Here is a 24,852-nt window from a genome sequence, read left to right as displayed (position 1 = left end):
GATGTAGACTTCAGCGTTTCACTGGTGTTTATAATATCAAGGCGTTACTTTGCAACAATGGCAGTCCCTTTTAAGAAGTAACAACGATGAGAGTAAGCGCCGGTGAAATGCCCAAAGGATTGGTTTAAAAGCGATTTATTTGCAATCAATGCCTTGCCTAAATCGCTTTTAATTCCAACTGAAACTTGTATATTGAGGTGGTTAGGGTATAAAGCAGGTTTACCCAATTGCTGGAATAAGTCCCGCCATTTGCAACCCCTGAGCACTAATTATGAGCACTCCACATAGGCCCGCTACCATTAGCCCTATGTTACCGCCTCGAACTGTGTAGCCTTTACGGTTGTTGTTGCTATTACGTTGCTTATAAACCATCGTAACAGGCAAAAAAACAGCCAATACAACAAGTGCAATAGCAGCATAGCCCAATGCCATTATAAACCCTTGAGGATAGAAAAGTGCAAAGCCAAGAGGTGGAATAAACGTGATTAAAGCGGTTTTTATTCTGTCTCTGCTGCCATCACCTTTTTTAAATGCATCAGCAAAAAAGTCAAACAACCCTAAGCTCACACCCAAAAATGAAGTTGCCAACGCTAAATCGGCAAATAAATTAACAGCAGTTGCCACGGCTGAATTATTTGCAATATTTGCCATGCTAGCAACAAAACCGGGTAACCCTGTACTTTTTAGTAACTCAGCTTGGCTCATCATACCTTGGCTAATTAGCTGCCAAAATATATAAATCACTAAAGGCAGCGCAGCGCCTGTTATCATTACACGACGAAGTGTTTTAATATCAAGGCCTACATATTTTACGATAGACGGAATAGAGCCATGAAAACCAAAAGAGGTAAATATAACAGGAATAGCGGATAGAATAAGCCCTTGTTCAATTGGCATTTCAAGTAAATGCTGGCCATGAACATAAGGGGTTAGCATGTAAAATAGGCTAGCAAGTACAACTATTTTAATGCTAAACAGCACACGGTTTAGCTTATCAACCTTGCTTGTGCCCATTGTAACAACTGTGCCGATAACAATTGCGAGAATGATAGAACCTATTTGTGGGGCAATATCAAAATTGAAAGCATTGTTTATTTTTTCTTGTAGTTGCGCGCCGCCACCGGCGATATAAGCTGCACAGAGCGCGTAAAACAAAAACATGACAGAAAAGTTAGCCACGTATTGCCCACGCTTGCCAAGCCAAGATTTAGCTAACGTATTGAGCGTAGCATCACGATCGGCATGTTGATGTAATTCCAGCATGAGTAGCGCCGTATAGGTCATTAGTACCCATGTAGCAATGATTAAACTTAATGCAGTTGTAAACCCTAATCCTGCGGATGCGATAGGAAGCGCGAGCATCCCTGCGCCTATAGTGGTACCTGCAACAATTAACATGCTGCCTATTGTTTTATTTTTAAGCACTTTTTGCCCCTAAAACTACGTGAGAGGCAGGCAAGATATAACTAGTTGAAGCAAACTTAAATAGTTTTGTTATAAATCAAAGAAATTAACTGTAACTTATGATTTACAAGCATAGTATCTAGTACGCGTTTTTAGCGACTGCGTGGCATAATAAAAAGCAGTAAAGAGTGTTGACTTATTAACCAGTTCTGGTATTTCTATTAGTTCAAAATAATATTTGTTTAAGATAACTATAAACATGCATCAAACTAACCGACTACTAACTCTATCATGTTCATGGCTGGCTTCATCAGTCATGTATGTGCGTATGGGTAGCGGTCTGGTATAGTTTTTATATTTTAGCCGCGATTTCAAAGCGGTTAGAATTATCCTCCTTTCCTCTTTTACATCGCTCTTTAAAGGAATTATCGTGTGAACGTAAAAGCGTCGTATTTGTTGATGGTGTTGATTTGGTCAACAACGCCTTTAGGCATTGTTTTTAGTAGTGAAACTGTTGCGCCAACTTTAGCTGTGCTCATGCGCATGCTAATAGGCTTAGTTTTAGCCGCTTTTGTTGTTGCTATAGCAAATATTCGTGTGCCATGGCATCGCCGCGCATGCTTTTTATATGGTTATTCGAGTATTGGCATCTACGGTGGCATGTTACTCAGTTATATGGCTGCCAAAACAGTACCATCAGGCATTATTTCTTTGATGTTTGGTTTAGCCCCCATATTGTCGGGCTTATTGGCACAGCGCCTTTTAAACGAGCCAAAATTTAGTCTTATAAAAATTATCGCTCTTGGTTTTGCTCTACTTGGGTTGTTTTTAGTGAGTGCAAAGCATATTCAAGGTTCTTTAATGCAGCTACAAGGTTTACTGTATGTGTTTATGGCAGTATGCTTTTTTAGCCTCAGTGGCGTGATGATTAAGCGCGTAAAAATAGCAATTCATCCGATGGCAACAACCTTTGGCGCATTAGTATTTGTAACCCCTTTATTTTTTATTACATGGTGGATTGTTGATGGGCAATTACAAAGCCATTTATGGAGCGCAAAATCGCTCTGGTCAATAGTCTATTTAGGTGTGTTTGGCTCTCTTATTGGCGCTTTGGCATATTTTCATGTGCTGCAAAAGTTGCCAGCAAGCACGGTGGCCTTAACAACATTGATCACACCAAGCTTCGCGATTGGTTTAGGTGCATGGTTAAATGATGAATCAGTTGATCAACAGCTCATTATAGGTGCAGTGATTATATTAATGAGCTTGGCTGTGTTCCAATTTGGTGAAAATTGGATGAAAAAAAGAGTTAAGTTAAGAAAACTTAACTCTTAAATATTATTGAAAGTATAGTTAGGGCGTGTCTTCAGCGCGATTTAATCACCTCTAGATTGAACAAGCTTTAATTATTGAAGGTTAGCACGTCCTAATTTTTAACTACATTTTTGCTATTTGAATAACTAAGCGTCGGTTTTTGTCTCGACCTAAAATATTATCGTTAGTGGCTACGTGGCGCTTTTCGCCAAAACCTTGGGTTTCGACCTTGGCTTCATCAATACCTAAACTGACCATATAATCTTTTATAGCTTTAGCGCGTTTTTTTGAAAGCTCTAAGTTGTTCCAGCGTCCACCGTAGCTGTCGGTATAGGATGCAATAGAAATAGACGCAATCCCCGTATCGTACTTTAAATACTCAGCAATTTTGTCTAAGCGCTGTTGAGATGATTTTGTCAGCTTACTTGTGTTTGGTTGGTAATTCATTACGGTAAATGAAATATCCTCAAAGCTATAAGGCAATAACTCGTCGCGACATTGCAAAAAAGCCCAATAGGCTTGTTTGAAATTGATGCTTGATAAACCAACGGCAATTTTATCGGCACTGTTTTGCCAGTCTTGGTAATAAAAAGTTGGATAATAGCCTTTCTCAAGTTCTGTGAGCATTTCCCACGCTGTTTTATTTCCAAGTTCACCATCGAACTTTCTAAGTAGTTTCATATTAGCTAAGTCGCGAGCGGGTAATCCTGCTCGCCAAGTTGGCGGCACTGCTTTTAATCCCGCAATAGCGTAATTATCTGGGCGCACAACCATATCAAGATTGAAAGTAACATTTTTGTTTTTACTGGCATCAGCACTGAAAATTGCCTCACCATAGTAAGGAACCTCATGATTTAACTGACATTGTAAACGAGTGGTTTTAACGACTTCCCATTGTGAGTTATCTGCCGTCGCAGTGTATTGGCGCATCGCAGCGCTCGCCGTATTTGACAGGCATACAGTTGCAATGCTTAGACTGATAAACAGCATTGAAAGCTTCATCGCGGGATCTCCAACAATTTATTTACGCCAATATCTTGGCAAAGACTGCATCTACAAAGGCTCTAAGCCATCATAATGTCATTAGCCAGTTAAATAAAGCAAGTTATATGCCTAAATGTAAGCGTTAAATTAATCGGTAAAGCCCTAGCACAGGAGCTATGATTTTTGACATAATAGCCAGCTTACTCTGGCAAACCAAGAATACTATGGCAAATACTGAACAAACTCTTTTCGCAAAACGCTTTCGTGGCTTTTTCCCGGTGGTTATTGATGTTGAAACTGCGGGCTTTAATAAAGTAACCGATGCACTGCTAGAAATTGCGGTGTCAGTATTAAAAATGGACGATGATGGGCTGCTAAGCATTGATCACACGGTTCATTTTCATGTAGAACCATTTGAAGGGGCTAATATTGAACAAGCCGCAATTGACTTCAACGGTATAGACCCATTTTCGCCATTACGCGGTGCAGTACCTGAAGAAGAAGCAATTAAAGAAATTTGTAAAGTTGTGCGCAAAGCTCAAAAAGCCGCAGGCTGTCAGCGATCAGTGATTGTGGCTCATAATGCTGCATTTGATCATGGTTTTTTAAATGCATCAATTGAGCGTAACAATATTAAACGTACGCCTTTTCATCCTTTTGTAAGTTTTGATACTACTTCACTGGCAGGCTTAGCACTTGGTCAAACAGTATTAGCAAAAGCATGCAGAGCGGCAGGTATTGAGTTTGATAACCAACAAGCTCATTCAGCACTTTATGATACAGAGCGTACTGCTGAACTTTATTGCTTCATTGTTAATCGTTGGCAAGAACTCGGTGGCTGGCCGCTAGCAGAAGAAGTGCTAGATGATTCAGAGGGAAGTATTTAAAGTGATGAGCAAAACTCAGTCGTTAAAACGACTGAGTAATTTTTCCTTCAGTCATTTTGACTAAGTGGGGTGGGTAAATTCGCGAAAAGTGCTTTGAATCTTTCGCAATTTTAAGCTCCACACCAGGGTGCATTAGCTCATTAATTTTTAACCGACTGGTTGCTAATAAACGCGTTATTTTTTGTTTTATCAAATGTTTTTTACGTTTGGTATTCGCGATACGAATATCAATTTGTTGCTCGCTGGCTGATATTTTATCTAAAAATAGTTGTCGCTTAACGGGTAGTGGAATTTTAACTGCTTTTTTACGCGCTTGCTTAAGTGCGACAGATTTAGTGGCGAGCAGTTTTTCAAAATCGGCAATTTGTTGTTGTTTTTGACGTAAGTCATGCCAATATTGCGCAAGATAAACGCGGGTTTTAGTACCTGATGGCGCACCTAATTCGCCGGTTTCAATCCGCATTGCGTCTAGTATATTGCCACCAATTATTTTACCTCTCGGATTATTGGCTTTTCCTACACGAATTAACCGCCGCGCACTTAAATCACAATGCAATGCCTGACGTTCTATAAATAAATCTTGCTCAGTATGAATATGACAATATTGCGCATAGCCAATTGAAATAGTACGAGCTGCTTTAATTTTACAGGTAAAGGCTTCGCTACCTTCACGCTTTCTGCCTATCGCGCCCAACATGATAGTAACGGCACTCGCACTTTCGATTTTTCCGGATTCAACAAACCCGAGTACAGTGATATCACCACTTGCACGAACACGCATACCATCTTTAATATCACCGCTAATGATTACACTGCCATCAAAATCAACATGGCCAGTGCCAATATCAACATTATCAAAACAGAGAACATCATCAACCCGCATACCTCGCGGCAGAGCAACGGGTACGCCTTTACAGTCTGCTATGAGAATATTGGGGTTTTCCGGGTCTATTTTAGTCCCTTCAAAAGGTTGTAATGCTAAATCTTTTCCTGGGTTGGCGGGAAGAATATCACCAAAAACAGTGTAACCATCTTCACCTGGCGTTGCAGCAACACGCTGCATTAGAGGGGTGCCCGGTTTTACCGTAATAATGGCGCCTAAATCACGCATGTCGACCTTACCGCCTTCTTTTGCTTGCGGGCTTAAAACGCGGTCTTGGGCTGTAGAACACAAACGCACAAATTTAGCATCACTGCCTTCTTTAGGCCTGCGCCCGTGAGCAACAATCGCCTTATAAGAAACACCAGCAGGCTTTTCAAACTGTTGGCCTAAAAAATTATCCAGTGCGCGAGTGCTAACACCTTGTAATACACCAGCGTCAGCTAACACCTCGCGCGCCAGTTCCATAGACATCAACGTGCCGCCCTTAGCGGTGGTCAATGTTGCCTCTGCTACCATATTTTTTTCATCAACTTGAATGAGTAATGATGCATCAAGTGCACGGGCAATAATGAGAGGATCAGCTTGATAGTTTTTGCTAGGAGAGAACAACTTACCGATATTTGCACTGACTATTTCAAAATCAGCATATGCAGATTCTTCTATTAACTCCATAAGTTGAGAGCTAGTGGCTGGAAAACCACTGTTTTTTGGGTGCTCAAGCAATGAAACAAAGCCTGTTTGCATATCATGGGTAAACAACGACATTTAGAATACTTCCTATTTAATATGCCTGTTTTTATTATTTTTTATCCCCAAACCAAATAACTAAAATGAGTTTGGTGGTTTAGCCAAGCATTTGAGCATAACTTTGAATGTATGTTAAGCAATTGTTCTATTTTATTTCGTTTCTCGGCATTTTGTTAACATGTTTATGTGTGTTAAATGAGCAGTTGAATAAAATGCTTAAAATAAAGCGCAGAAGGGCCTTGAGTATCAGTGCGTTACTCAGTTATACTGGCTGCACGCTCTGAATGAGTTTACTAATTCAGGGGCTGATTAGGATTCGACGGAATTCAAGAAGCCCAAGGTGCATGTCGAGGTGCGGTTTGCCTCGTTAAAAAGCCGCAATCTAAAGTAATCGCAAACGACGATAACTACTCTCTAGCAGCTTAGGCTGGCTAGCGCTCCTTCCATGTATTCTTGTGGACTGGATTTTGGAGTGTCACCCTAACACCTGATCGCGACGGAAACCCTGGCCGGGGTTGAAGCGCTAAAACTAAGCGGCCTCGCCTTTATCTACCGTGTTTGTCCGGGATTTAAAGGTTAATTAAATGACAATACTAAACATGTAGTACCGACGGTCGAGGCTTTTCGGACGGGGGTTCAAATCCCCCCAGCTCCACCAATATAGGTTTTTAAATTCGTTGATTTAAAAACCCTAAAAAACCCGCAAATTTGAGCAATCAAGTTTGCGGGTTTTTTTATGCAATTCATTTATATAAACAATGGGCTGACTGTACAAATAAAGTTTGAAAGTGTTACTTTATCAACGACTGCTCAATTTAATAACCTAATTAATGAACTGACAAAATGGCCAAATAAGCACCGCCTTTTACACTATCAAATAAAACACTCACGTTAGTTGCCAAAATTAGTGAGTCTATTGGTCGACTCACAGTGCAACAAGAGCAAGCCAAGTTACTGCGCTTACGTAAGGTTAACCGCATGCGAACCGTGCAAGGTTCACTTGCGATAGAGGGAAGCACCTTAACGCAGCAGCAGATAACCGCTATTTGGGATGGCAAACGTATTATAGCCCCACCTAAAGAGGTGCAAGAAGCGCATAACGCGATTAATAGTTATAACGCGCTAACTCAGTGGCAGCCAACAAACCCTTCAAATCTTTTAAGTGCGCATTTATTGATGATGACAGGCTTAGTTAACGATGCAGGCAGGTACCGTCAAGAAGGTGTAATGTCGGGTGAGCAAGTTGTACACATGGCACCGCAAGCTGAACGTGTACCAAAATTAATGGCTGAACTATTAGAATGGCTAGAAAGTAGTGATGTTCATCCACTTGTTGCCAGTTGTGTATTTCATTATGAATTTGAGTTTATTCACCCGTTTTCAGATGGCAACGGCCTCATAGGACGTTTATGGCAAACGTTGATACTGTCTAAATGGCATGACGTGTTTATTAATATTCCTGTTGAAAGTATGGTGCATCAACATCAAGACGACTACTACCTCGCTATTCGCCAAAGCACCCAGCAAACCGATAGCGCTCCATTTATTGAGTTCATGTTACAAATGATTTTTGATGCAATAACTGAGGCTAAAACGTCAGAAGCTGAGGGCTTAAATGCGGGCTTAAGTGAGGGTTTAAAACTATCTGACGTTGATAAAGTCATTTTGGCGTTTATCGAACAAGGCCGCTATATGACCAATGCACAGCTTGCTGAGAAATGTGGTAAGTCGCAAAGTACCATTGAAAGGCGCATAAAATTTTTAAAAGGTGCGAGATTAATAACACGCATAGGCGCAAAGAAAACAGGCTATTGGCAAGTAAAGCAGTAGCAGCGAGTTAAAATAACTGCTGTAAATCTAAAAACGCTTGATGTGCTTTATTGGTATTCAGTTCGTTCTCAGTATGAATTTTTTCATAGAGCGTTAAGCTTCTCCCATTCATTGGAATAATAGGATTATGACCGTGAGGTAAGTGCATTGGCGTAGATAAAACGCCTATGCACTTAGTTATTAGTTTAACCAGCGAATTGCATGGTTAATACGATCATTGTAGTTTTGTAGTGGTGCACCGAGGCTGGCGACTAAAATAGTATCAGCATCCGGGCCACGATTAATATGGCCTTCAAAACGGTCATCTTGGAAGTCATCTTGACCAAGACCAAATGATTGTTGCTTCGATGGCACAATAAATACAGTCATAGGTCCGTGATCAGACTCAAATATTAAATGTAACCCTTTTTGACCTTTGAAGTCGCAAAACATCAAGTAGGTGACTTTGCCGGGTAACTCATCTAAATGACCACCTAATACGGCAAATTTTTCGTTGACCGTTTGTAAGCTGATTTCGGCAGTTTTTTCTAATGCATTAATTTCATAGTAAACGTGAGCAAGTGCATGTTCGCCAGCACCATAGGCTACACTTTGTTCACTACTAAAGAAAAATGCACTGACCGCTACTAATAATGAGGCGGCCATTGCTAACGGTAAACGATTACGTTTAAAGCGCAAACTGGCATCAACAACATTATTAGTAGGTTGCTGTGTTTGCGTTACTGCGTTAGCTTGCTCAGATTTTGTGTGCTGTGTAGCAGTAGACTCATCTTGAGTATGCGCAGCGGTATTTGCTAGAATACGCTCTGAGAGCCCTTTTGGTACAGGTATATCAAGTGCGCCTGAAAGCTCTAAATCAAAAGCTTGCATTTCATTGATTAGCTCTTGTCGCTCAGGGTGTTGCTCTGCAAATTCCAATAGCTCCTCATCGGTGCTACTTGGTTGTGCAAAAACTCGGCGACGAAACTCGAGATCATCCATTATTTTGATGCCCCTTTAAGTTGTTCATCATCACGGCTTAATGCCTCTTTTAACTGGTTTCTCGCACGGTATAAACGTGTCATAACCGTGTTCTTATTTAAATCTAATATTTCTGCTATCTCTTCGCCTGAGCAACCCATTACAACTTGCAGCAGTAATGGTTCGCGGTATTCATCGGATAATTTAGCAATTTGACGTTGGATCACTGTTTGTTCCATTTCGTCATCCAAAGTGACGCTTTTTTCGTCAACTAAGGTGTCATTTTCAACATCACTATAATCAAATTGTTTGCGTTCAAAACGGCGGGCATTTTCCCGGCGTAAAATCGTCAATAGCCATGGTTTAGCTGCTTTTTGATCTAATAGTGAGTCAAGAGCGCGCCAAGCACGTAAAAACGTTTCTTGAACAAGATCTTCGGCAATATTAGGGTCACGACATAACCAATAAGCAAAGCGATATAGTTCACTATGATAAACATGAACAAGTTTCTCATAGCGTTTTTGTTTCTCTGCCATATTTACTAAGACCTGATCATTAGAATTTTTATTTCCAAGCATAAGCACTTTTTTATTTTAAGTAATTCTTTGTTTAAGTCGAGAATAACACCTCATTACTCAAACTCTATTTATAAAGTCCTTTTAACACCGATTCTTGTGACGTTTTTTGTATTTTATGTTGCTCTTGTAATAGGTTTACAATAGCGACCATATCAACATCTGTATTGTTAGGACTATAGAGCGCAGCCCGCAATTTAGCAATGTGCTGGCTAAGCAAAGCATTATCAGCGTGCAGTTCTAGCTTGTCTATCGCACTATGAGATTGTTTTGTTGTTTGTACCGCGTAACGATTTAGAGCCTGATAAAAAGCGCTTACATCGTTATTTTTACTGTGGCGTTTTAATTCATCCAAAAATAGTGACGATTTATTTGTTACTTTTTTAGCGGGGGCATTTATCAGCTCACGATGAGATTTACTACGCCACCATAAAATAAGTGTTATAAGCCATAATAAGTAACCAATTACACTGATAATCACGAGCCATAACGGATATGAGTTTATATACACTGATGAGGTAGATATTGGTGTACGTGAATCTGCCGATACGCCTTGATCTGATTGTGCAGGCAAGGGTGGGTTTAGCGTTGTGGTGCTGCTAGGTATCACAGTGATTGTACGGGCAGGTAGCGTAGCATAGCTAATTCGATTTATTTTGGTGTTATACCAAGGCACGCTTACCTCAGGTAATGTGTATGTGCCTGGTGTTTGTGGTAATAGTGCGTATGAGGCTGTTTGTTGTGATATTACTCGACCATCACGAACTAGGTGGTTATTCTCTTTTTCATCAGGGTAGCTGCGAATGCCTTGTATTTCAGGTAATTTAATATCAGGTAATTGCTCTTTAGTAATACCAAGGGCTGTTAAAGTTAAAGTCCGTGTAATCGGTGTACCAACTTCAACAGTATCGTCAGTTGGTTGCCACTGCTCATCTAAATTGACTAACTCACTTGGTAACCATGAACCTTGGTAATCACTCGGTATTGGCTTTATCTCTACATTGACGCTTTCACCTAGTGCGGAGATTTCTAGTTGACGGTAATTCTGGCGAACGCGGCCTTGAAACGCAGGCGCTTCAATAGTATAACTGCCACTTTTTTGTGGCTGGACTAAATACTCTCGGGTGATAACTAAGTAACGTTTACCATCTATAAGTTCATAGTTTTCCGTTTGCTTACCGATTTGACTCAATTGTGCATCAGGCATGCTTGGTGCCGTTAAATTGCCATCTAGCAGTTCTTTAGCAAGGTAGAGCTTAATCGTGTATAGGCCAGCTTCTTGCACGAATAAACTTTCACTAGAAAGCGACGCTTTAATAAATGCATCACTACTTTGCTCAGTATCCTTGCTGCGCTGCGCCACTTTTAAAGTGATGGGAATAGAGTTTACGCCAGCAATACTAAATGCAGGTATTGTATATTCACCTGCACTTCGGGTCATTAGCTTAACTGACCACGTCGTTTGCTTTGAAATACTGCCATTGACGATATTAGTACGAGTACTAACACTGGTTGGCCCAACGACAAAATCCTTTAACAACGCAGAGGTGTCTGGTTGTTCGTTTTTTATGGTGTCGTCAGCACTGATACTGAGAGTAAAAAATTCACCCGCGAGTACCGGGTTTTTATCAACACTGGCTTGTAATTGAGTAACAGCCCACAGGGGCATAGCGCTGATAAGCAACAAACAACAGATTAATCGCATTACCATGATTTTTCGACTCCTTGTGGACGGCGTTGACGGTTTCGTTTTTGGGCTTCTAATTGCATTTTATTGCGTAATAAAATAGCAGGGTCATCGGGGACTTTGCGCAACAGTTGATTTAATTGCTGTGCTTTTTCTTTTTCTTCATTAGTGAGCTCTGCAGTTTGCGCTTGCATAGCTTGTTGCTTTGCAGCTTCTTCTGCTTGTTGCTGTTGCTCAGAGGTCATTTGCGGTTGTGCTTGCTTGTCATCTTCTTTAGCGGCGTCATCCTTTGATTCGTTCTGCGCACTTTGCTGCTGCTCTTCGCTACTTTTATCGGTGTCATTTGGTTGAGCTTCCATTTTTGGATCATTTTGCTCAGAAGGTTTACCATCTTTTTGCTTGTCATCAGCTTGCTGTTCATCACTTTGCTTGGATTCATCACCTTGTTGAGGTTGTTGATCTTCAGATGGTTTGTCCCCTTGTTGTGATTTATCTTTATCTTTATTTTCTTTGTTTGGCTGATCTTGGCCTTGCTCGCCATCTTGGCTTTGTTGCTCTTGATCTGAGTCCTGATCTTCTTGCTGTTGCTGCTGATCCTTTAATTGCTCAACAAGTGCTTTGTTATCTTTTGCTTGGGTAAAGTCGGGGTCTATTTCAAGGGCTTTTTTATAAGCTTGTGTTGCTTCTTCTAACTTTCCAGCTTTGGCAAGGGCGTTGCCGTAGTTATATAAACCCGTTGCGGTTTTATCTTGACTGAACTGTGTCAAAGCAGCATCAAAATTGCCTTGCTGGTAAAGCGCCGCGCCTTTTAATTGACTTGATTTTGCTGTAGCTGCTTGATCATATTCACCTTTTTGGTAAGCATCTAATGCGCGTTGATCTTGATTTTTAAATACACGCGGCACCTCTACAGCATATGCATTTTGTTGTGGTAAAAAGCATATGACTAAAAATGCAGCGGCAAATGCACCACGGCGAAAAATCCACATCATCATTGGCAGTAAAATAAACAGGCCATAAATACCGGCATCAATACGCCATAATGCTTGGCTTTGTTTTTCATTTTTTAACATTTCGCTGTTGGCACTGGGTGCAAAAATTTGAATGTCACCAGCACTAGGTTGGTAAGTTGCAAACTTGCCACCACTGTTTTTGGCTAAGCTATTAAGCATGCTTGTGTTGATGGTTGGGATCACAATTTGGCCGTAGCTGTCTTTTAAAAAACCACCTTCAGGTAGCTTAATGGGCGCGCCTTGCTCTGTACCCACACCATAAATATTCAACCGATAGTTATTTGCTGCAGTAAATTGACTAATGTCTTGTTGCTCACTTTGCTCCACGCCATCTGTAATTAAAATAATGTCGCCTTCAAGGTAGCCTGCTTGTGTTAATAGCTCTTTGGCTACATCGAGTCCGGCAAGTACGTTTGAGCCTTTGTCGGGCATAATATCAGGGCTTAAACTTGGGATCAGATTCTCAAGTGTTGCAGCATCATTGGTTAAAGGAGAAATAGTATAAGCAGTGCCAGCGTAAGCAACAAGTGCGGTGTCGCCTTCTTTAAACAGTTCAATCATATCAAGCGCTTTAAAACGGGCTTGCACTATGCGACTTGGGGCAATGTCGGTGCTGTACATTGACAGCGACATATCCATTACAATTACACGGGCGTTTTTACTTTGAAATACCGGTACTTGTTTTTCTTCAAAGCTAGGGCCAGCGCTAAAAACAACGGCTAAAATAGTAAAAAGGGCAATTAGCCACATAGGTTGCGACTGTTCTTTGCTATTGGTGTTGATCACAAACTTTGCAAGGTGCGGTGCGATTAGTTCACTTTGGCTCGTTTTTTTGTTTTTGATCATTGCAATCATAAACACTAAGCACACAGGGATTAATAGCCACAAAACGGCTGGGCGGATAAATTCAAAGTCCATTAGGCCTCCTGTCTTAGTGTTTTTGCCGTAATGAACATAACGCGCAGGCCAATCAAGGCCAATGCAATTAATAACGGGTAATAAAATAATGCACTTTGCGGGCGAAAAGTTTGCTCATCGGTGCTGATAGGCTCGAGTTTATCAAGCTCTTGATAAATTTGTTGCAAGCCGGCCACGTCTTTTGCGCGAAAGTAGAGTCCGCCAGTTTGTTCAGCAATACGTTTAAGTAAGGTTTCATCTAAACTTCCACCGCTCATGCCACCCATATTGAATAAGCTAAAACCGCGCGGATTATCAGAGCCCACACCTATGGTATACACTTTAATGCCTTCTTCGCGTGCAAGTAATAAGGCTTCTTCTGGATCTAAATTACCGGCGGTATTTTGGCCATCGGTTAAGAGTACTACTATGCGGTTACTTTCATCTTTGTTAGCAAAGCGCTTTACTGATAAACCCAATGCATCGCCAATCGCAGTTGCGCGGCCAACTAAGCCAATTTGTGCCTCTGAGAGCATTTGACTCACGGTTTTTACGTCCCGGGTGAGTGGGGTTTGTAAAAAAGCCGTGTCGCCAAATAAAATCAGCCCTAATCGGTCACCTTGGCGTTGCTCTATAAAGTCACTCAATACTGCTTTTACCATGGTTAGACGATCAACATATTGGCCTTGATATGCCATATCTTGCTCGGTCATCGATCCAGATAAATCCACGGCAAGCATAATATCGCGACCTTCATTAGGTAATGTAATTGGGTCATCGAGCCAAGTGGGGTTTGCCAGTGCGGTGACTAATAAAGCCCAAATTAACCATTCAAATAAGCTAATACCGCGAGTTTGCTGCTGGGCAACTTGCGTGGCCAAATTGTGTTTGGCAAAACTGGGAATACGTAATCGGGTGTTACCTTCGCTGTGTACCGGTTTAAACAAGCGTAACAACCAAGGCAGTGGCAATAATAAAAATAACCAAGGCCAGCTAAATTCAAACATTTAACGGCTCCTTTACTTTAAATTGCACAATGGCGAGTTTTAATTTATTCGCTAGCGCCGCTTGATTGGTTTGCGGTTGATATAGGCTCATGAGTTCAAGTTCAGTGAATTGTTGACCGGTCAGCTTATTTAGTGTGTTACACCATTGCTGCGTGCCTTGCGATGCCACGCGTTGTTGATAGTAATGTAATGCCAGACGTTTAATTAAAATATGTAATTGCTGGGCATCATTATCGCATTGGTTACTTAGTAAAATAGCCTGACGTTTGGCTTTTTTAAATTGGTAAGTCTGATACAACTTGTAACTGATAAAACTAATAGTCAGTAGCAGTATAGCCATTATAACCCACCAAATAGGTGCTAATGGCCACCAAGAAACGTGGGTTGGTACAATTACATCATGTAGGCCATCTAATGGAGAGGTTTGCATGTTACTTTCTCACTAATTGTAGCTCAAGGGGTGTAGCTGCATTGAATGATATTAAATTAAGACCCGATTTAGTTAAACGCTCTAAACGTGAAGCAAATGCTTGCTCAGCAGTTTTAGCAAACTTATCACGAAAGCCTTTGTCCATAAGCGGCAGGGCAAAATCACTGCCATTGGCACTGACTGTTACCGTTTGTTTAAACGCAGGGAGCTGGTGCTCAAATGGGTCGCTAATATGGCAGCCAATTAGCTCACAGTGACGACTCAGTATTTCTAATTGCTTAAAGCTGGCATCATCAAGGGTGCTAAAATCAGACACCAAATACACTAAACTACCTGGCTTGGCTAAATGGTTTAAGCGCTTGAGGTTATCGCTGAGTTTATTTTCGGTGGGCTCGTCAATGCGTGTCAGTGCTTGCTGGTGGTTATCGCATAAATTGTGACACAGTTTTAATACTGCTTTCTCACGGGCGGTGGGTTTTAGTTCTAAATGGCCATGTTGATTAAATACAATACCGCCGATACGATCACCACGTTGACATGCAGACCATGCAACTAATGCGCTAATATGCGCTGCTTGCACAGACTTAAGTAACAGCTTGGAGCCAAACAGCATCGAATTAGAAAAGTCGGTAAACACAAACACTGGGCGTTCTTTTTCTTCTTGAAAAAGTTTAGTGTGGGTTTCACCAGTACGTGCGGTAACACGCCAATCAATTGAGCGAATATCATCGCCTTGTTGATAATGGCGTACTTCGGCAAACTCCATACCACGGCCTTTATGAGGCGCAAGATATTGGCCAGTTAGGCTGTTTTTAATTTTAGCTTTTGGGGCAAACTCAAGCAAGCGGGCTTTAGCTTTGTAATACATCAGCTCTTTAAGCCCTAAGTCGACCCCATGACTATGACTTAAGCTACGCCATTGTTGATTATCTAATTGGCTTTGCATAGTTTATGGCACGGCAACAAGTTCTAGGATACGGCTAATAACCTGATCTTTAGTCACACCATCAGCTTGTGCTTCGTAACTTAAGATAATGCGGTGGCGCAGCACATTATGCAGTACCGCTTGAATGTCATCAGGTGCAACAAAGTCACGGCCTTGTAACCAAGCATGTGCGCGGGCACATTTATCAAGGGCAATCGTGGCACGTGGGCTTGCGCCATACTCAATCCAGCTGCCTAGTTGAGCATCTAATTTAGCGCCTTCACGCGTGGCAATAATTAGCTGTACTAAATACTGTTCAAGTGGCTCAGCTAGATGCAAGCCTAAAATCGCTTTGCGTGAAGCAAATAAGTCGTTTTGACTAATTTGTTGTGCAGGGGCTTGATGTTCGCTCAGTGCTTCGCCGCGAGTCAGACGTAAAATGTCAAGCTCATGCTCTGCGCCAGGGTAACCAATACTTAGGTGCAATAAAAAGCGATCAAGTTGTGCTTCAGGTAGCGGGTAGGTGCCTTCTTGCTCAAGCGGATTCTGCGTCGCCATCACCATAAATAAATCAGATAGCGGGTAAGTATTTTTGCCTACCGTAACTTGGCGTTCTGCCATCGCTTCTAATAAGGCTGATTGGACTTTAGCTGGGGCACGGTTAATTTCATCGGCTAAAATTAGGTTATGAAATAATGGGCCTTTCTCAAACACGAACTCACTGGTCTGTTGGCGGTAAATATCTGTGCCAGTGACATCCGCAGGTAATAAATCAGGAGTGAACTGCACGCGTTGGAATGAACCTTCAACGCCTTTGGCAAGTGCATTTACTGCTCGGGTTTTAGCAAGCCCTGGAGGGCCTTCTACTAATAAGTGACCATCGGCTAAAATAGCGATAAGTAGCGCTTGAGTTAATTCTGGCTGGCCAATAATTTGGCTGTCTAAATAAGTTTTTAATTGTGAAAATACGTTAGCGGCCATAATAAAAGACTGTCCTGGTTAGCAAGGTTTATAAAAAGCTTTATTGGTTATTGGGATTATTGTTCTATAACACAAGTGTTAGACCCTATTTTACAAAATAGTTCGTTATTTTTTAACGGTTTTTACCCTAGCATAGAAATACAGGTATTTTTTGTAAATACGCTAAAAAAAGCCTATTGTTGGTAACTAATTATACTATTTTCAATTTCTCTATTGGCTTTAGTACACGGGTTGTTTAGAATCGAGGAAAATAAACAGGTCAGACCTGTCAGCGGGAGAGCATTAATGTCTGAGCAAAACATACTAAAAACAGCAAAGGGCGATCGTATTGCCATCGTCAGTGGTCTACGTACACCATTTGCTAAACAAGCAACTGCATTTCACCATGTACCAGCCCTTGATATGGGCAAGTTAGTGGTTAACGAAATGCTTGAACGCCTTAACTTTGATAAATCTGAAATTGATCAATTAGTATTTGGCCAAGTAGTGCAAATGCCAGAAGCGCCAAATATTGCCCGCGAAATCGTATTAGGTACTGGTATGCCAGTATCCGTTGATGCTTACTCAGTATCACGCGCCTGTGCAACTAGTTTTCAGGCAATTGCTAATGTAGCTGAGTCGATTATGGCAGGCTCTGTACAAGTGGGTATTGCGGGGGGCGCTGATTCGTCATCGGTATTGCCAATTGGCGTAAGCAAAAAACTAGCTGGCAGCCTTGTTGATTTAAATAAAGCGCGCACACTTGGACAACGCTTAAAAATATTCTCAAAATTGCGTTTAAAAGATTTACTTCCTGTCCCACCTGCTGTTGCAGAATACTCGACGGGTTTATCTATGGGTCAGACTGCTGAGCAAATGGCAAAAACTCATAATATTAGCCGTGAAGATCAAGATGCGCTTGCGCATCGCTCACACACACTTGCTAGCCAATCGTGGGCAGATGGCAAGCTTGCCGATGAAGTTATGACTGCGCATTTACCGCCGTATAAAAGTTTTATCGAGCAAGATAATAATATTCGTCATAACTCAACGGTTGAAGGGTATGCTAAATTAAAGCCTGCATTTGACCGTCAACATGGCTCTGTAACCGCTGCAAACTCAACACCACTAACAGATGGTGCGGCTGCGGTACTGATGATGAGCGAAAGCAAAGCTAAAGCATTAGGCTATAACATTTTAGGGTATGTGCGTAGTTTTGCGTTCTCTGCTATTGGCGTAAATGAAGACATGTTAATGGGGCCTGCACATTCTACGCCTATCGCATTAGCAAGAGCAGGTATTACGCTTGCAGATCTTGATTTAATTGAAATGCATGAAGCATTTGCAGCGCAAACGCTAGCAAATATGAAAATGTTCGCCTCTGATAAATTTGCACAAGAAAAACTCGGTCGCAGTAAAGCGATTGGTGAGATTAACATGGATAAGTTTAATGTTATGGGCGGCTCGCTTGCATATGGGCATCCATTTGCAGCAACTGGCGCACGACTTATCACCCAAAGTTTACACGAACTTAACCGCCGAGGCGGTGGCTTAGCACTAACAACTGCATGCGCCGCAGGTGGGTTAGGTGCAGCTTTTGTATTGGAGAGTGCGTAATGACACAGTCTGTATTTAGTTTAGATGTTGATGATAACGGTATTGCCGTAGTTACTATTGATGTGCCGGGTGAAAAAATGAACACCCTGCGCGATACCTTTGCCGATGATTTAAAAACGTTGCTTGATGACGCGAAACAGCAGTCAGTTAAAGGCATGGTATTTATCAGTGGTAAAAGCGATAACTTTATCGCCGGCGCCGATGTGAAAATGCTGGATAGCGTAGAGCGTCGCGAAGATGCATTAGCGATCAGCGAGCTATGTCACCGTGCCTTTTTTGATATGAAAAAACTGCCGTTTCCAACCGTCAGTGCTATTCATGGTGCAGCGCTTGGTGGTGGTTTGGAGTTTGCTTTAGCGTGTGATTACCGCGTGTGTACTGACAGCGATATTACCAAGCTAGGCTTACCTGAAGTGCAGCTTGGTCTATTACCTGGTGGTGGTGGTACTCAGCGCTTACCGAAATTAGTTGGTTTGCAAAAAGCCCTAGAGTGGACACTAACAGGTAAACAAATACGCGCTAAACAAGCTAAAAAGTCAGGCTTAGTGAATGATTGTGTCCCTCAAACTGTATTGCTAAAAGTGGCCAAAGAGTTTGCGTTAAAAGGCAAGGCAAAAGCGAGTAAGCCCAAGCTTGATCGTGTTAGCCAATTGCTTGAGTCAAATCCATTTGGTCGCAATATCATTTTTAAAAAAGCACAAGAAAACGTACTGAAGAAAACCGGTGGTCATTACCCTGCGCCACTGGCTATCATTAAAGCAATACGCGCCAGTGTAGAGCTTGATGAGCTAAAAGCTTATAAAACAGAGGCAGAAGGGTTTGCTACGTTAGTGATGAGTAGCGAATCTAAAGCATTACGTGGGATCTTTTTTGCTACCACCGAAATGAAAAAAGAATGGCGTAACGATGACGCACTGGCGATCACCAAAACAGCAGTGTTAGGTGGCGGTTTAATGGGCGCAGGTATTGCCCATGTTAGTGCTGTAAAAGCGGGTGTATTAGTGCGCATTAAAGATGTAGCAGAGCAGGGCATTAGTAATGCCATGAATTACAGCTATAAAATTTTAGATAAAAAGCAAAAGCGTCGCATTTTATCTACAGCTGAACTGCAACAAACAATGAATCGCATTACTGGCACAACTAATTACAGTGGTTTTAAGCACATTGATTTAGTGATTGAAGCGGTATTTGAAGATTTAAGCCTTAAACAGGGCATGGTTGCTGATGTTGAACGTGAATGCCAAGCAAACACTATTTTTGCTAGTAACACGTCATCATTGCCTATTTCACAAATAGCGGCAGAAGCGGCCCGTCCAGAGAATGTGATTGGCTTACATTACTTCTCACCGGTTGAGAAAATGCCATTGGTTGAAATCATTCCACATGAAGGTACGTCGCAAGAGACCATCGCGCGGATTGTTAACTTTGCTCGTAAGCAAGGTAAAACGCCGATTGTGGTAAAAGATAAAGCGGGTTTTTATGTAAACCGTATTCTTGCCCCTTATGTGAATGAAGCTGCAAATTTATTACTTGCAGGCGAGCCAATTGAAAAAATTGATGCTGCGCTTGTTGAGTTTGGTTTCCCTGTTGGGCCGCTCGCTTTACTTGATGAAGTAGGGATTGATATAGGCTCTAAAATTGCTCCAATTCTTGAAAAAGAACTGGGCGATCGTTTTAAAGCGCCAGATGCATTTTCGCGTTTAATTGATGCGAAACGCTTAGGCCGTAAAACGGGTCGTGGTTTTTATCTATACGATAAAAAGAGCAAAAAAGTGGACGAATCAGTTTACGAATTACTTGGCGTGAGCCCTTCACCACGTTTAAACAAGAGTGAGATAGCTCAGCGTTGCGTTGCACAAATGCTTAACGAAGCAGCGCGCTGTTTAGATGAAGGCATTATCGCCAGTCCTCGCGATGGTGATATTGGTGCTATATTTGGCATTGGCTTCCCACCATTTTTAGGTGGTCCATTTAGTTATATGGATAAGCTTGGTGCGGATAAAGTAAGCTCAGAAATGGCGACGTTTGCTAATTTTAATCCGGTATTTGCGCCGTGTGCACCCTTGGTTGCAATGGCTGATGCTGGTGGGCGTTTTTATCAAGTAGTACCAGCTCAAACACAGCAAAATATTGTTGAAACAACCGTAGTTGATGACGCAATTAGCAAAGATGAAACTACTGACATTGAGAGCTCAGAAGCGACTGTTACTAACGCTGAAAGAGAGGACGCTGAAAATAGTGAAACTGATACTAATGTCGTAAACTCAGCGTGTGAAGGTACCGATAAAAAGTCTTAATCTTTAATTTTTATTTATAAAAACGCACTTTAGTATTAGTGCGTTTTTTTATGCCTTTTTAAAATGACAGCTCAAAAAACCACTAAAAAAGTTTGTACTATTAAGGATATAGCGAACTATTTTAGGGAACACAGACAGGAGAATAAAAAATAATAAAAAGTTCTATTTTTCACATATAATTACAAAGTAATTAATCGTGGAATATTAAATGTTTAAAATGGGCTTTCTTAAATCAAAAAAATTATTAGCCGTTGGCTTTTCGCTTACTTTAGCAACAGTCGCTTTTGTTATTTTACGGTTTGATCAGCCCTTAATTGCACAGCTTTCTTACGTGGTGTTTTTAGTAACTCTTGGCTTAGCTTTTGCTCTTTCTAATGTGCGCTATAAACAAGGTTTAGCTGCAATATCCTTTTTATTTATTTTTATGGTGGGCTTATTATTCCATCTTGATATAGAAGTAATAGAAGAAGTGTACTTATTGATCCCATTATTATATTTAATGGTTTTCCCGGGTTCCATGCTTCCTATCCCTATTGCTGTTTTACTATTAAGTGCGTATGTCTCCTCTATTAATGCGGCTGAATTTTTAGACATTATTGAAGATGGGGTCGAGATGATAGTTATCACCTCATTTGCGACAATCATGACCTATTTTCAGCGTAAAACTCACTCGCAAATGGAGTTGTTTCGTACTGAGAGCTATACGGACTACTTAACGGGGTTGGGTAATCGAAAAAAGTTTTTTGAGGTATTGCTGTTTTTTAAAGAGCAATGCCGAGAAGATGCAACGCTAAACTTTTCATTACTAATAATCGATTTAGACGGCTTTAAAAAAGTAAATGATCAGCTAGGTCACCTGACTGGTGATAGTGCATTAAAAATGGTGACAGATCGTTTTAGTCAATTGATAGATGAAGATTCGCTATTATTTCGTATAGGTGGCGATGAGTTCGCTTTTATCACAACACCAAGTAATAACTCCAAACAGGTTGCTCGTGCATTAGCCAATGCGATTCACACATTGAGTAAACCGAGCTACTTATTAAAAGCAAAAAACTACCAGTTAACGGCAAGTATCGGTATCGCAATCTTTCCTGAAGATGCGACTGAAATAGAAATTTTATGTAGCAATGCTGACATGGCCATGTACCATGCAAAAGCTGTGGGCAAGAATGATTTTTCGTTTTATCAAAGCCAGCTTACAAAGCAAACGCTACGACGCTACCGATTAGAGAACGATTTAAAGTTTGCGACGGAGCGTGGTGAACTCGCTCTTCATTATCAGCCTAAAGTGTGTATCACGACCGGTGAAATCAAATCGGCTGAAGCCTTAATTCGTTGGTTCCACCCTCAATTGGGGTTTATTAGCCCTGTTGAATTTATTCCAATAGCAGAACAAACTGGTTTAATAAACCCGATTGGTGAGTGGATCACCGAAACAGCCTGCCAGCAAATAGCTCATTGGAAAAAACAGTTTAACATTGAAAGTGTTGCAATTAACGTGTCAGCGATACAACTACAAGACCCACTGTTTTTAGATAAGCTAACAAGCGCATTAGCACGTAATAATTGCACTACAAGCTGTTTAGAAATAGAGCAAACAGAAACTGCTTTGATGGCAAATGCGAATGACAACATTCGTGTACTGACTGCGTTGAAAAATGCTGGTTTAACCCTGTCGCTTGATGATTTTGGTACTGCTTATTCTTCACTATGTCAGCTGAGCTTGTTACCTCTGGATATTTTAAAAATAGATAAGCGCTTTATCGATGATTGTACGACCAATCGACGAGACCACATGGTGGTGCGAACTATTATTCAACTTGCGCAAAACTTAGGGATGGGCACTATCGCAGAAGGCGTTGAAACACCAGAGCAATTAGCATTACTGAAACAAGAGGGGTGTCAATTGTATCAGGGGTACTTTTTTTCAAAGCCTCTCAGTGCTGAAGATTTTACAGCGTTACTCAGGGCGTGTTGACCTTTGTAAGGCGCTATGGTTTGCTTACCATAATGGCAACCTCTGTGACGTAATTTTGAGTGGTTTGGGTATATAAGCTAATTCGTATTTTTTTACTCTCTAATGTATAAAATAAAGTACGGCGCAAGCTATCGCCTTTTATAAGATCAGGGTTACCAAGTGTTTTTTGATAAAATGCACTTACTTCACTCACTGATTGTGCCACATAGCCTGTTTGTACTAACGGGTAGTCATCAGCAACTGTTAATGAGAGTTTAAAGTCAGCAGGTAACGGTACGCTTTCTAGGTTTGCTGCACACGTAAACGAACTCAAACTTATAGCTAATAATAATGGCGTTATAATTTTAGTCATTAGATCCCTTAAAAAATTTATCCCAGTCTTTTATCTGATTGTGTCTAAATTTTAGCTTGTTGTCACCTAACTTAAATTTTATTACGAATTAAGTCTCTTACAATAAAACGGGCAGGGTGAATTGCCTGACTTACTCGTTCACTTAAAGGATGTGGTTCATCGTTAAGTACAGCCACTAATTGCTCCGCACACAGTGGCGCGCTGCATAAACCTCTAGCACCAAAGCCTGTAAGTATATGTAAGCCTTGTAGCGGCTTTTGTAATGGCTGGTATTGATAGCGCTTTCCTGAGCGTAAGTTGGCAAACGCATGTATATAATCACTTTGCTGTGCCCATTCCCCAGCCATTGGAAGGTGATCAATAAAACTACAGCGTACAGCTGCTTTGGCGGCCGTGATAGCACCTAAGCTACTAGCAAACTCTGTTTGCCCATAAAAGTTAAGTAACTGCTCGCGATTGGTGATGTTGTCTTGCTCTGTAACGGCACGGCTTTTGGTGTTTTTTTCAAAGGTTGCGCCCATACAATGGTGGTCTAAATACGCAGGGGTAAAATAACCCTTATGACAGAGTACAGTTTTGAGTTTTGTTGAGGCTGCACTTGCTTGTACGTGCGAGACTTGACCTCGCACACCAACAATAGGCAGTGACTTAGTTTGTTCAAATCGGTCACTGTGCTCACCGGCACAAATAATAACGTCACTAAATGGGCCAAATTGTTGCCCTTGGCTCTGTAATAGCCAACCTTGTGGTGTTTTTTCAAGCTTGTCGATATCACAATTAAAATGGCTTTGGATCGGAGTTAGTGCATGAGCTTGTTGGTAAAGGGCATTGACTAACTGGGGGGGATTAACCCAGCCTCCTAATTCAAAGTACACACCAGAGTAGCCAGTGCTGACACCTGCAATTTCATCGCCTTGAGCTGGGGTTACACTGTGCATTAATTCATTTGGCCATAGCTGCTTATTTTCAATATTTTGATGACGCTCAGCTAATGGCTGTTTTATCGCATGTTGTAATACGCCACACCATTGATGGTCATAATTAAAGCCATTGTCTATGAGCTGTTGGTAGAGTCGTTTAGCGTATAAAAAACTGTGTGCAAAAAGCTCACTGTGTGGGGAGTTCTTTGCTTGTAAATGCGGGTAAATCGCACCTTGTACGTTATGAGAGGCGCCCATTGCAAGTTGCGGATCTTGGCAAAATAGTTGGCTGTTACAGCCGCGTTTAGCCAAGCTATATAAAACAGCACTGCTGGCAATACCTCCGCCAATAACAGCTACATTTTTAAGCGAGCTTTGCTGGTGAGTAAAGTAAGCTGGAGCAGAGTGTGCTTTATTAGCATGAGGTAAATGGCCAATCAGCATTTCATTTTTACTGCCATGCCCTTTCGCCTTTTGTACTGAAAACCCAGCGTCTGAAAGGCCTCTGCGTACAACGCCGGCAACTGTAAATGTTGCTAATGTGGCATTAGTGCGAGAAATATCTGCCATTGCATTAAATAAGGCTGGTTGCCACATCTCGGGGTTTTTACTTGGTGCAAAACCATCTAGGTACCAGGCATCTATAATACCTGTTTGCGGGTAACTTATGCCAGCAAGTGAATTTAGAACATCGCCAAAGTATAAATCGAGTACAACTTGACCATTTTCAAATTCAAGACGGTGACAGCCGGCTAAATTTATAGGGTATTTTGCGAGTAACTGTTTACTCTGTAACGCTAAAGTCGGCCATACTTGCAGCGCTTTTTTTAGATCGTCAGCTTTAATAGGGTACTTTTCAAAAGAAATAAAATGTAAGCGCTGAACATTTTGTTGTACTGAGTTGTGAACTTCTAGATTATGATGTTGCCTACTGGTTAGATAATTTTTAAATTGCAGCCATGTATTTAAAAAGTTAAGCCCAGTGCCAAAACCTGTTTCACCAATAACAAAATGAGGTCGGTCATGATTTTGTAATCGATGAGGCATATTATTTTGCTGATAGAAAACATAATCAGACTCTGCTTGGCCATCATCGTTTGAAAAATAGACATCATTAAAGTTGTCTGCAATAGGTGTACCTAAGTGATTAAAGTGAATTTCAGCGTTTTTGATCATGGTATG

At 41.3% G+C, this 24,852-nt stretch carries 20 protein-coding genes and 1 other RNA gene; 7 read left to right on the top strand and 14 right to left on the bottom strand.

Annotated elements, in window-relative coordinates; genetic code table 11:
- Window positions 1–219 precede the first annotated feature (219 nt).
- Entirely contained in the window at window positions 220–1,425 is a 1,206-nt protein-coding gene (locus ADS77_RS14170) for an aromatic amino acid transport family protein (protein WP_082355695.1), read from the bottom strand.
- Window positions 1,426–1,836: 411 nt separating this feature from the next.
- Here ADS77_RS14170 and ADS77_RS14165 point away from each other — a divergent pair, with 411 nt between their 5' ends.
- On the top strand, window positions 1,837–2,739 hold the full coding sequence (locus ADS77_RS14165; protein ID WP_054454991.1) for a DMT family transporter: 903 nt from the start codon (window positions 1,837–1,839) through the stop codon (window positions 2,737–2,739).
- Window positions 2,740–2,841: 102 nt separating this feature from the next.
- On the opposite strand, the gene ADS77_RS14160 is transcribed toward ADS77_RS14165, so the two are convergent.
- Window positions 2,842–3,720, bottom strand: a complete 879-nt coding sequence (locus ADS77_RS14160; protein WP_054203236.1) for a flagellar protein MotY — start codon at window positions 3,718–3,720, stop codon at window positions 2,842–2,844.
- A 206-nt stretch (window positions 3,721–3,926) separates the two neighbouring features.
- On the opposite strand from ADS77_RS14160, the gene rnt reads away from it, so the two are divergent.
- Window positions 3,927–4,589 carry a ribonuclease T gene (rnt, locus tag ADS77_RS14155; protein ID WP_054203468.1) on the top strand — a complete coding sequence of 221 codons (663 nt, stop codon included), beginning with the start codon at window positions 3,927–3,929 and terminating at the stop codon, window positions 4,587–4,589.
- 22 nt (window positions 4,590–4,611) lie between these two features.
- Here the strand turns inward: rnt and ADS77_RS14150 are convergent, their stop codons facing one another.
- Window positions 4,612–6,237 (bottom strand): DUF342 domain-containing protein, encoded by a 1,626-nt coding sequence (locus tag ADS77_RS14150; RefSeq protein WP_054454989.1) that lies wholly within the window; start codon window positions 6,235–6,237, stop codon window positions 4,612–4,614.
- 283 nt (window positions 6,238–6,520) lie between these two features.
- Here ADS77_RS14150 and ssrA point away from each other — a divergent pair.
- Together ssrA and ADS77_RS14145 are read left to right on the top strand one after the other, a co-directional pair.
- Window positions 6,521–6,877, top strand: a transfer-messenger RNA (tmRNA) gene (gene ssrA / locus ADS77_RS21445).
- Between the two features lie 272 nt (window positions 6,878–7,149).
- The gene (locus ADS77_RS14145) at window positions 7,150–8,049 is read left to right on the top strand and encodes a Fic family protein (protein WP_235575786.1); all 900 of its coding nucleotides are present in this window, start codon (window positions 7,150–7,152) and stop codon (window positions 8,047–8,049) included.
- Window positions 8,050–8,056: 7 nt separating this feature from the next.
- Here the strand turns inward: ADS77_RS14145 and ADS77_RS22380 are convergent, their stop codons facing one another.
- From ADS77_RS22380 to ADS77_RS14105, 9 genes are all read right to left on the bottom strand, one after another.
- Window positions 8,057–8,197: a hypothetical protein gene (locus tag ADS77_RS22380; protein WP_161803886.1), complete on the bottom strand. Its 141-nt coding sequence runs from the start codon at window positions 8,195–8,197 to the stop codon at window positions 8,057–8,059.
- Window positions 8,198–8,229: 32 nt separating this feature from the next.
- Window positions 8,230–9,030, bottom strand: a complete 801-nt coding sequence (locus tag ADS77_RS14140) for a DUF3379 family protein (RefSeq protein ID WP_054454985.1) — start codon at window positions 9,028–9,030, stop codon at window positions 8,230–8,232.
- Window positions 9,030–9,587: a sigma-70 family RNA polymerase sigma factor gene (locus ADS77_RS14135; RefSeq protein ID WP_054454983.1), complete on the bottom strand. Its 558-nt coding sequence runs from the start codon at window positions 9,585–9,587 to the stop codon at window positions 9,030–9,032. The genes ADS77_RS14140 and ADS77_RS14135 overlap by 1 nt, the downstream gene beginning before the upstream one ends.
- Before the next feature lie 64 nt (window positions 9,588–9,651).
- Window positions 9,652–11,295, bottom strand: coding sequence for a BatD family protein (locus ADS77_RS14130; RefSeq protein ID WP_054454981.1), 1,644 nt, complete (start codon window positions 11,293–11,295; stop codon window positions 9,652–9,654).
- On the bottom strand, window positions 11,289–13,202 hold the full coding sequence (locus tag ADS77_RS14125; protein ID WP_054454979.1) for a vWA domain-containing protein: 1,914 nt from the start codon (window positions 13,200–13,202) through the stop codon (window positions 11,289–11,291). Before ADS77_RS14125 ends, ADS77_RS14130 begins: the two co-directional genes overlap by 7 nt.
- Complete coding sequence (locus tag ADS77_RS14120) at window positions 13,202–14,188, bottom strand: vWA domain-containing protein (RefSeq protein WP_054454978.1); 987 nt, start codon at window positions 14,186–14,188, stop codon at window positions 13,202–13,204. Before ADS77_RS14120 ends, ADS77_RS14125 begins: the two co-directional genes overlap by 1 nt.
- Window positions 14,181–14,618, bottom strand: a complete 438-nt coding sequence (locus ADS77_RS14115; RefSeq protein ID WP_054203206.1) for a DUF4381 domain-containing protein — start codon at window positions 14,616–14,618, stop codon at window positions 14,181–14,183. The genes ADS77_RS14120 and ADS77_RS14115 overlap by 8 nt, the downstream gene beginning before the upstream one ends.
- Before the next feature lies 1 nt (window position 14,619).
- Window positions 14,620–15,564, bottom strand: a complete 945-nt coding sequence (locus ADS77_RS14110) for a DUF58 domain-containing protein (protein WP_054454976.1) — start codon at window positions 15,562–15,564, stop codon at window positions 14,620–14,622.
- 3 nt (window positions 15,565–15,567) lie between these two features.
- Complete coding sequence (locus ADS77_RS14105) at window positions 15,568–16,524, bottom strand: AAA family ATPase (RefSeq protein WP_054203204.1); 957 nt, start codon at window positions 16,522–16,524, stop codon at window positions 15,568–15,570.
- 285 nt (window positions 16,525–16,809) lie between these two features.
- Between ADS77_RS14105 and fadI the strand changes: the two genes are divergently transcribed.
- The 3 genes from fadI (at window position 16,810) to ADS77_RS14090 (ending at window position 22,398) form a co-directional block, all read left to right on the top strand.
- On the top strand, window positions 16,810–18,120 hold the full coding sequence (gene fadI, locus ADS77_RS14100) for an acetyl-CoA C-acyltransferase FadI (RefSeq protein WP_054203203.1): 1,311 nt from the start codon (window positions 16,810–16,812) through the stop codon (window positions 18,118–18,120).
- Window positions 18,120–20,417, top strand: a complete 2,298-nt coding sequence (gene fadJ, locus ADS77_RS14095) for a fatty acid oxidation complex subunit alpha FadJ (RefSeq protein ID WP_054454974.1) — start codon at window positions 18,120–18,122, stop codon at window positions 20,415–20,417. Before fadI ends, fadJ begins: the two co-directional genes overlap by 1 nt.
- 208 nt (window positions 20,418–20,625) lie before the next feature.
- Window positions 20,626–22,398 (top strand): putative bifunctional diguanylate cyclase/phosphodiesterase, encoded by a 1,773-nt coding sequence (locus ADS77_RS14090; RefSeq protein ID WP_054203201.1) that lies wholly within the window; start codon window positions 20,626–20,628, stop codon window positions 22,396–22,398.
- Between the two features lie 13 nt (window positions 22,399–22,411).
- Here the strand turns inward: ADS77_RS14090 and ADS77_RS14085 are convergent, their stop codons facing one another.
- Together ADS77_RS14085 and mnmC are read right to left on the bottom strand one after the other, a co-directional pair.
- Complete coding sequence (locus tag ADS77_RS14085; RefSeq protein ID WP_054203200.1) at window positions 22,412–22,750, bottom strand: hypothetical protein; 339 nt, start codon at window positions 22,748–22,750, stop codon at window positions 22,412–22,414.
- 71 nt (window positions 22,751–22,821) lie between these two features.
- Window positions 22,822–24,846, bottom strand: coding sequence for a bifunctional tRNA (5-methylaminomethyl-2-thiouridine)(34)-methyltransferase MnmD/FAD-dependent 5-carboxymethylaminomethyl-2-thiouridine(34) oxidoreductase MnmC (gene mnmC / locus ADS77_RS14080; protein WP_054454972.1), 2,025 nt, complete (start codon window positions 24,844–24,846; stop codon window positions 22,822–22,824).
- Between the last annotated feature and the right edge of the window lie 6 nt (window positions 24,847–24,852).

It is taken from the genome of Pseudoalteromonas porphyrae (assembly GCF_001298125.1).
GTDB lineage: Bacteria > Pseudomonadota > Gammaproteobacteria > Enterobacterales > Alteromonadaceae > Pseudoalteromonas > Pseudoalteromonas neustonica.
Note: the sequence above shows the minus strand (reverse complement) of the source record. Positions and strands in the feature narration are given on the sequence as shown.